Genomic DNA, 7,885 nt, shown 5'->3' with positions numbered 1-7,885 from the left:
CTTCCTCGGCATGGCTCATGCCCGGGCTGGCGATTTGGCGGCGGCGAAGCGCGCATGGTTGCTGGCATTGTCGCTGGCACCACGCGATGCGCCATACCGGATCGACATCGCCGAGCGGCTGGTGATGGTCGATCAGTTCATGGCGATGCAGGCGGCCGGGACAAACGCGCGTTAGGCGATGGTTTTGGCGCCCCCGAACGGCCGGTTGAGGCGGACCATCGCCCAATTGAGCCACGTCGCGAAGCTGACGCGGGCTGACCGGGGAAAATGGTGGACGCACTAGGGCTCGAACCTAGGACCCGCTGATTAAGAGTCAGCTGCTCTACCAACTGAGCTATGCGTCCATGCCAAAGAGAGGCGGTGCGCGGCGGCCGTGGCGGCAGCGCGCGGCGCGCCGGTAGCATGGGGTCCGGCGCGGCGCAACCGCACGGGCGCGCTAGCCGGCGAGGCGCGAGGTGGTGCGCTGCTGGCGCTCGAACGACATCAGCATGCCGAGGCACAGCATGACGGTCATCACCGCCGAGCCGCCGAAGCTGACCAGAGGCAGCGGGATGCCGACCACCGGGGCGAGGCCCATCACCATCATTAGATTGATCGAGACGTAGAAGAAGATCGTCGCCGACAGCCCGGCCGCGGCCAATTGGGCGAACCGGCTGCGCGAGTTCATGCTGACCTTCATCCCCCAGCGGATCACCGCGCCAAAGGCGAGGATCAGCAACGCGCCGCCGACCAGCCCCCATTCCTCGACCATCGTCGCGAACACGAAGTCGGTGTGGCCCTCGGGGAGATAGTCGAGGTGGCTCTGGCTGCCATTCAAGAAGCCCTTGCCGAAGATGCCGCCCGAGCCGATCGCGATCTTCGACTGGCTGATGTGATAGCCGGCGCCCAAGGGGTCGCTTTCGGGGTCCATGAAGATCATCACCCGCTTGCGCTGGTATTCGTGCATCATCGAGTAAGCGACCGGCATCGCCAGCGCGAGCAGCGTGGCGCCGCCGACGAACAGGCGCATCGGCAGGCCGGCGATGAACATCACGGTCAGGCCGCCGAGCACGACCAGGATGCAGGTGCCGAGGTCGGGCTGGACCAGGATCAGGGCGGCGGGAAGGCCGAGCATCAGCCCGGCGGGCCAGATCGCGCGCCACTTGCTGATGTCGCCGACCGGCAGCAGGTCGTAGAAGCGGGCGAGGACGAGGACGATCGCCGGCTTCATGAACTCCGACGGCTGGAGGCGGATGAAGCCCAAATCGAGCCAGCGCTGCGCGCCCTTGCCGACGAAGCCGAGCATCTCGACCAGGATCAGCATCACCAGCACCACTATGTAGATCGGCAGCGCCAGTGCCTTGATGGTCGACTCCTTGACCCACGACATCATCACCGCGACGCCGAGGAACAGCAGCAGGGCCATCGCCTGCTTGGCCGCCCACGGCTGCACCGAGCCGCCGGCCGACGAGTAAAGCGTCAGCAGGCCGAGCGTGCCGATCCCGACAACCAGGAAGATCAGGCGCCACGGCAGCCGCGCCAGCGGCTGGGGGATGATCGCCGAGGAGATCATGCGCGCCGCGCCGCTGCCGCCGCCGCCGCCGCGACCGCCGCCGCGCGCCGCGCGGTGCGCTCGGCCATCGTGCCGCCCCACTGCGTCTCGAGCGCGGTCAGCGATTCCATCGCCTTGGCGCGGTCGAACAGGAAGGTCAGAACGTCTTTGGCGACCGGGGCCGCGGCGCGCGCCCCGCCGAGCCCGTGCTCGATCACCACCGCGCCGGCGTAACGCGGCTTGTCGGACGGCGCGTAGAACACGAACAGCCCGTGGTCGCGGTATTTCCAGTCGCCGCCCTGGCCGCGGCTGGCGCTGGCCGCCAGGCGGCGCACCTGCGCAGTGCCGGTCTTGCCGCTCATCTCGATCCCGCCGAGTTGGAGCTTGGAGGCGCCCGCGGTGCCGTCGCCGTTGACCACTTGCCACATCCCGCCGTGGACGATCTCGAGATGCTTGGGCTCTATCCCGAGCAAGGCCGGCGGCGCCTTGCCGACCCCGACCAGCCGCGGCTGGAGGTCGCGGCCCGAGGCGATGCGCGCCGACATCGTCGCCAGCTGGAGCGGATTGACGATCAGATAGCCCTGGCCGATCGACGCGTTCAATGTGTCCGAGGCGGTCCAGTCGGGGCGCTCGATCAGTTTCTGGTTGTCGGCGTAGCGCTTCAATTTCCACTTGCTGTCGGGGACCGTGCCGTAGCTCTGGCTGACCACCGGCAGGTCGAACTTCTGACCGAGCCCGAGGCGCTTGGCCATCGGCGCGATGTTGTCGTAGCCGATGCGGTTGCCCATCGCGTAGAAATAGGTGTTGCAGCTCTTGGCGATGGCGCGGCGCATGTCGACCGAGCCGTGGCGGCCGAGGCAGCGGAAGAAGCGGTTGCCGAGGGCATAGCCGCCGGCGCAGTGGATGCGGTCGGTGGGGTCGACGCCGTGGGCGAGCAGGGCCAGCGCGCCCATCGGCTTGATCGTCGAGCCCGGCGGGTAGAGCGCGTTCAAAACCTTGTTGAGCAGCGGCCGGCGCTGGTCGTCGGACAGCATTTTCCATTCGGTGCGGCCGATGCCGTCCGAAAAGCTGTTGGGGTCGTAGGCCGGCATCGAGACCAGGCTGAGGATGTCGCCGGTGAGGCAGTCGAGGATCACCACCGAGCCCGATTCCTCGCCCAGCCGGCGGGCGGCATATTCCTGCAGCTCGGCATCGATCGCGAGCTGGACGGTGCCGCCGCTGACGTCGGGCTTGGGAGTCAGCTCGCGCACCAATTTGCCGCGCGCGGTCAATTCGACGCGCTGGCCGCCGGGCGTGCCGCGCAGGCGCTTCTCGAGGGTTTCCTCGAGGCCTTCCTTGCCGATCTTGAACCCGGGGGTGATCAGCAGCGGGTTCTTCTCTTTCTCATATTCGGCGGCCGAGGCGGCGCCGACATAGCCGACCAGATGGCCCACCGCGGGGCCCGACGGGTAGTAGCGCGAAAAGCCGCGCATTGGCTGCACCCCGGGCATTTCGGGCAGGCGCACAGTGACCGCGGCATATTGGTCGTAGGGCACGTTCTCGGCGACCTGCACCGGCTGGTAGCCCTTGGCCGCCTTTAATTCCTTCAAGATGCGGTCGACGTCGTCGATGCTCAGCTTGAGCAGCCCGGCGAGCATGGTCAGCGTCGCCTCGGGGTTCTCGAGCTGCTCGGGGATGATGTCCACGCGGAAGTCGCTGCGGTTGATCGCGATCGGCTTGTTATTGCGGTCGACGATCCAGCCGCGCCGCGGCGGCACGATGATCAATTGCACGCGGTTGCTCTCGCTTAGCAATTGGTAGCGCTCGTTCTCGGCCACCGACAGCCAGCCCAAGCGGCCGATGAGCAGCCCGCCGACCGCCAGTTGCGCCCCGCGCACCAGCATCATCCGGCGCGAAAAGGCCATCGACTGCTGGACCGAGGTAAAGCGCCGTTCGAGCTTCATTGGCCGAGCCGCCAGTGGTCGAGCCGGCCGACGATCCATGCCGCGACCGGGAACGAGAGGATCGCAATCAGCAGCGGCGGCAGCGTCGAGCGATAGGCGAACGGCGCGCCCATCAGGCCGGCGACCCACCATTCGGCGGTTTCGTTGGCGCACAGCAGCAGCGCGGCGAGCGCCCACTCGATCCAGTAATCGCGCCAGATGGTGCGGCGGTCGACGATGTCGAGGATCAGCATCGCCGCGGTCCACCACGCCACCGACAGGCCGATCGGGGCGCCGGTCAGCACGTCGTTGACGAAGCCCAAGGGCGCCGCCCACCACGCCGGCCACGCATCGCCGCGCAACAGCCGCCAGGCAATCAGCATGAGGAAGCCGAAGTCGGGGTACCAGCCGGCGGCGGCGACGATCGGCAGCGCGGACAGCGCGGAGGCGACGACCACGGTGGCGGCGGGGATGTACATCGCCCCGGCCCGCGGGCCCTGGCCGATGCGGCGGCGGGAGGACAAAGCGGCGCGCACCATCAGCGCGGCTCCGCCGCTTCGGCGGCGAGCGCGGCGGGCTCGTAGGCCGGTTCGACCATCGCGAAGCTGATCCGCGCCGGGTCGGCAAGCGGGACGGCGATCGCGCCGTCGTCGTCGAGCTTGACCACGCGGGCGATCGGCACCAGCGGCGGGTACAGCCCGCCGGTGCCCGAGGTGACGACGATGTCGCCGCGCTTGAACGGATTGCGGCCGACCTCGAGCGGGCGCAGGTCGACGGTGCCGTCCCCGCGGCCCTGGCTGATCACCGGCATCCCTGTGCGCAGCATGCGGGCGGGGACGATGTTGGAGCGGTCGGACACCAAAAGCACGCGGCTGGCGACCATGCCGGCATCGACGATGCGGCCGACCAGCCCCTCCGGCGCGCGCACCGGCATGCCGTTGAGGACGCCGTCGCGCGAGCCTGCCGAGAGCACCGCGAAGCGGCGGGGGGAGGTGAACGAGGAGCCGACGATACGACCGGTGGCGACCGCCTTCGGGCTGCGCTCGCGCAATTGCAGCGCGGCCTTGAGCTGGCGGTTTTCCTGGGCGATCGCTTTGGCTTCGACCATCCTTTGGTTGAGCTTGACCCGCTCGGCCTTGAGGCGGCCGTTCTGGGCGATCGCATCCCAGTAATTGCCGGCGCCGCTGCCGAGCCCGCTGGCGGTATCGACCACCTCGCGCAGCGCGCCGGTGACCGGAGCGGTGGCGTCAAGCGCGGCGCCGCGGACAAAGCGGTAGGAATTGGGTGCGAGCAGCGACAGAGCGAGCATGATCAGCCCGATGACCAGCCCGGCGACGGCCGCGATGAAGCTGAAGAACAGCCCGTACTGGGCGCGCCGTGACCAGCCCATCCGCGGGGCCATCGCTCACGCCCTCAGGCGGTTTGCAGGACGCCGCGGAACTGCTCTTCCTCGAGCGCCCGGCCGGTCCCCAGCGCAACGCAGGTCAGCGGATCGTCGGCGACGGTGACCGGCAGGCCGGTTTCGTCGCGCAGCACCTCGTCGAGGCCTTGCAGCAGCGCGCCGCCGCCGGTCAGCACGATGCCCTGATCGCAGATGTCGGCGGCGAGCTCGGGCGCGGTGTTCTCGAGCGCGATGCGGACGCCCTCGACGATGGTCCCGACCGGCTCCGACAGCGCCTCGGCGATCTGGCCCTGGTTGATCGAGATTTCCTTGGGCACGCCGTTGACCAGGTCGCGGCCCTTGATGTGGACGGTGCGGCCGATGCCGTCGACGGGCGGCTTGGCGATGCCGACTTCCTGCTTGATCCGCTCGGCGGTGGCTTCGCCGATGAGCAGGTTGTGGTTGCGCCGGACGTAGGACGAGATCGCCTCGTCCATCTTGTCGCCGCCGACCCGCACCGAGGTGGTGTAGGCGAGGCCGCGCAAGCTGAGCACGGCGACTTCGGTGGTGCCGCCGCCGATGTCGACCACCATCGAGCCGATCGGCTCGGTGACCGGCATGTCGGCGCCGATCGCGGCGGCCATCGGCTCCTCGATCAGATAGACCTGGCTGGCGCCGGCGTTGGAGGCGGCATCGCGGATCGCGCGGCGCTCGACCGAGGTCGACCCCGACGGCACGCAAATGACGATCTCGGGGAAGCGCCAGGCGCGCATCTTGCCGCCGTGCACCTTGTGAATGAAGTGCTTGATCATCTGCTCGGCGACATCAATGTCGGCGATCACGCCATCGCGCAGCGGCCGGATGGCCTCGATCTGGTCGGGGGTCTTGCCCATCATCAATTTGGCGTCCTCGCCGACCGCCTTGACCTTCTTGACCCCGTTGATGGTCTCGATCGCGACCACCGACGGCTCGTTGAGGACGATCCCGCGGCCGCGGACATAGACCAACGTATTGGCGGTCCCGAGGTCGATCGCCATGTCGTGCGACATCCATTTGAACCAGCGCGCCCAGAACATGCGTTACCCCGTCTCTCGCCTTGCCCGGCTCAGCGGCGAAGTTGACGCCGCCGCTTAACCGGGAGTTAAACTCTTCCCATTGAATGCTGACTGAATTTCGCCGAAAATCAGCGCTTCGCGGGCCGCCTCGGATTGGGCTAGGACCCTTAACATGTCAATAAGACGGCTGCCCTCCGAGCTGATCGATCGCATCGCCGCGGGCGAGGTGGTCGAGCGCCCGGCCAGCGCGCTGAAAGAATTGATCGAAAACGGTTTGGACGCGGGGGCGACGAGCATCGCGGTGCGGCTCGCCGCGGGCGGGCTCGAATTGATCGAGGTGAGCGACGACGGCTCGGGCATGGCGCCCGATGAGATGCGCCTCGCGCTCGAGCGCCACGCGACCTCCAAGCTGCCGACCGACGCGATCGACGAGGTCGCCAGCTTCGGCTTCCGCGGCGAGGCGCTGCCGTCGATCGCCAGCGTGGCGCGGCTGACGCTGGAGAGCCGGATGCGCCCCTCGACGCGCTCAGGACAGGCCGGCGATGGCTGGCGGATCGAGATCGACCATGGCGCCGCGGCGGGGGAGGGGCCCGCGGCGCTTCCGCCCGGGACGCGGGTGCGGGTCGACGGGCTGTTCGACAAGGTCCCCGCGCGCAGGAAATTCCTGCGCAGCCCGCGCGCCGAATATGCCGCCTGCCTCGACATCGTGAAGCGGCTGGCGATGGCGCGCGGCGATGTCGCGTTCAGCCTCGACCATGACGGGCGGCGGATCCTGTCGCTGCAGCCGGCCGATCCGCCGGCGCGGGTCGCCGAGCTGCTCAGCCACGAGCTCGACCGCCACGGCATCGGCATCGATTGCGCGCGCCACGGGCTCGGGTTGAGCGGCGTGATCAGCCTACCGACCTTCAACCGCGGCATGGCCGACCAGCAATTCCTGTTCGTCAACGGGCGGCCGGTGAAGGACCGGCTCCTCGTCGGCGCGCTGCGCGGCGCCTACCGCGACCTCATCGCGCGCGACCGCCACCCGATTGCCGCGCTGTTCATCGCGGTGCCGGGACAAGAGGTCGATATCAACGTCCACCCGGCCAAGACCGAAGTCCGCTTCCGCGACCCGCAGGCGGTGCGCGGGCTTATCGTCGGCGGCCTGCGCGATGCGCTGGAGGAAGCGGGGCAGAGGAGCGCCGCGCGCGAGCAAGCCGCCGCGCCGGCGATGTGGACCTCGGGCCTGCTCCCCTCCCGCGAGCGGGAGGGGCCGGGGGAGGGCTTGTCAGGTTATGCCGCCGCCCTCGCCGAACAGGCCCACCCCAACCCCTCCCGCGAGCGGGAGGGGCGCGTCGCGGAAGTGCAGGCGCTGTTCCGCTCCGACCCCGCCGCGCGCGCCGAGGCCGCCACCGCCCCGGTTTCCAGCCACCCGCTCGGGGTCGCCCGCGGCCAGGTCGCGGCGACCTATATCGTCGCCGAGGCCGAGGACGGGCTGGTGATCGTCGACCAGCATGCCGCGCACGAGCGGCTGGTGCTCGAACGGATGCGCGCGGCGCGGGCCGGCGGAGACGTCGCGCGCCAGGCGCTGCTGATTCCCGAGGTCGTCGAACTCGACGAGCCCGATTGCGACCGGCTCGAGGAGGCGGCGGCCGAGCTTGCCACGCTGGGGCTCGAGATCGAGCGCTTCGGTGCCGCCGCGATGCTGGTCCGCGCCACCCCGGCACCGCTCGGCAGCGCCGACGTCAAGGGCCTGCTCGCCGACCTCGCCGCCGAAATCGCCGAGCTCGGCCAGGCGCTGAGCCTGCGCGACAAGCTCGACCTGGTCGCCGCGACGATCGCCTGCCACGGCTCGGTGCGCGCCGGGCGCATCCTGTCGGTGGCGGAGATGAACGCGCTGCTGCGCGAGATGGAAGTGACCCCCAACTCAGGCCAGTGCAACCACGGCCGCCCAACCTGGGTCAAGCTCGGCCACGGCGAGATCGAAAAGCTGTTCGGGCGGCGCTGATGCCGCGGC

General features: G+C 69.4%; 6 protein-coding genes and 1 tRNA gene. 1 reads left to right on the top strand and 6 read right to left on the bottom strand.

Features of this window, described 5'->3' with window-relative positions; genetic code table 11:
* Positions 1-268: 268 nt before the first annotated feature.
* From RMP08_RS07895 to RMP08_RS07870, 6 genes are all read right to left on the bottom strand, one after another.
* Positions 269-344 (bottom strand) — tRNA-Lys (locus RMP08_RS07895).
* Positions 345-436: 92 nt separating this feature from the next.
* Positions 437-1,552, bottom strand: a complete 1,116-nt coding sequence (rodA, locus tag RMP08_RS07890; RefSeq protein WP_310468447.1) for a rod shape-determining protein RodA — start codon at positions 1,550-1,552, stop codon at positions 437-439.
* A complete protein-coding gene (gene mrdA, locus RMP08_RS07885) occupies positions 1,549-3,474 on the bottom strand; it encodes a penicillin-binding protein 2 (RefSeq protein ID WP_310468446.1) in 1,926 nt (641 codons plus the stop codon). The genes rodA and mrdA overlap by 4 nt, the downstream gene beginning before the upstream one ends.
* Positions 3,471-3,992, bottom strand: a complete 522-nt coding sequence (gene mreD / locus RMP08_RS07880; protein ID WP_310468445.1) for a rod shape-determining protein MreD — start codon at positions 3,990-3,992, stop codon at positions 3,471-3,473. The genes mrdA and mreD overlap by 4 nt, the downstream gene beginning before the upstream one ends.
* Entirely contained in the window at positions 3,992-4,855 is an 864-nt protein-coding gene (gene mreC, locus RMP08_RS07875) for a rod shape-determining protein MreC (RefSeq protein ID WP_310468444.1), read from the bottom strand. The genes mreD and mreC overlap by 1 nt, the downstream gene beginning before the upstream one ends.
* An 11-nt stretch (positions 4,856-4,866) precedes the next feature.
* On the bottom strand, positions 4,867-5,910 hold the full coding sequence (locus RMP08_RS07870; RefSeq protein WP_310468443.1) for a rod shape-determining protein: 1,044 nt from the start codon (positions 5,908-5,910) through the stop codon (positions 4,867-4,869).
* A 151-nt stretch (positions 5,911-6,061) separates the two neighbouring features.
* On the opposite strand from RMP08_RS07870, the gene mutL reads away from it, so the two are divergent.
* The gene (gene mutL / locus RMP08_RS07865; protein ID WP_310468442.1) at positions 6,062-7,876 is read left to right on the top strand and encodes a DNA mismatch repair endonuclease MutL; all 1,815 of its coding nucleotides are present in this window, start codon (positions 6,062-6,064) and stop codon (positions 7,874-7,876) included.
* Positions 7,877-7,885 lie beyond the last annotated feature (9 nt).

The sequence above is a fragment of the Sphingomonas sp. genome, assembly GCF_031426035.1.
Lineage (GTDB): Bacteria > Pseudomonadota > Alphaproteobacteria > Sphingomonadales > Sphingomonadaceae > Sphingomicrobium.
Note: the sequence above shows the minus strand (reverse complement) of the source record. Positions and strands in the feature narration are given on the sequence as shown.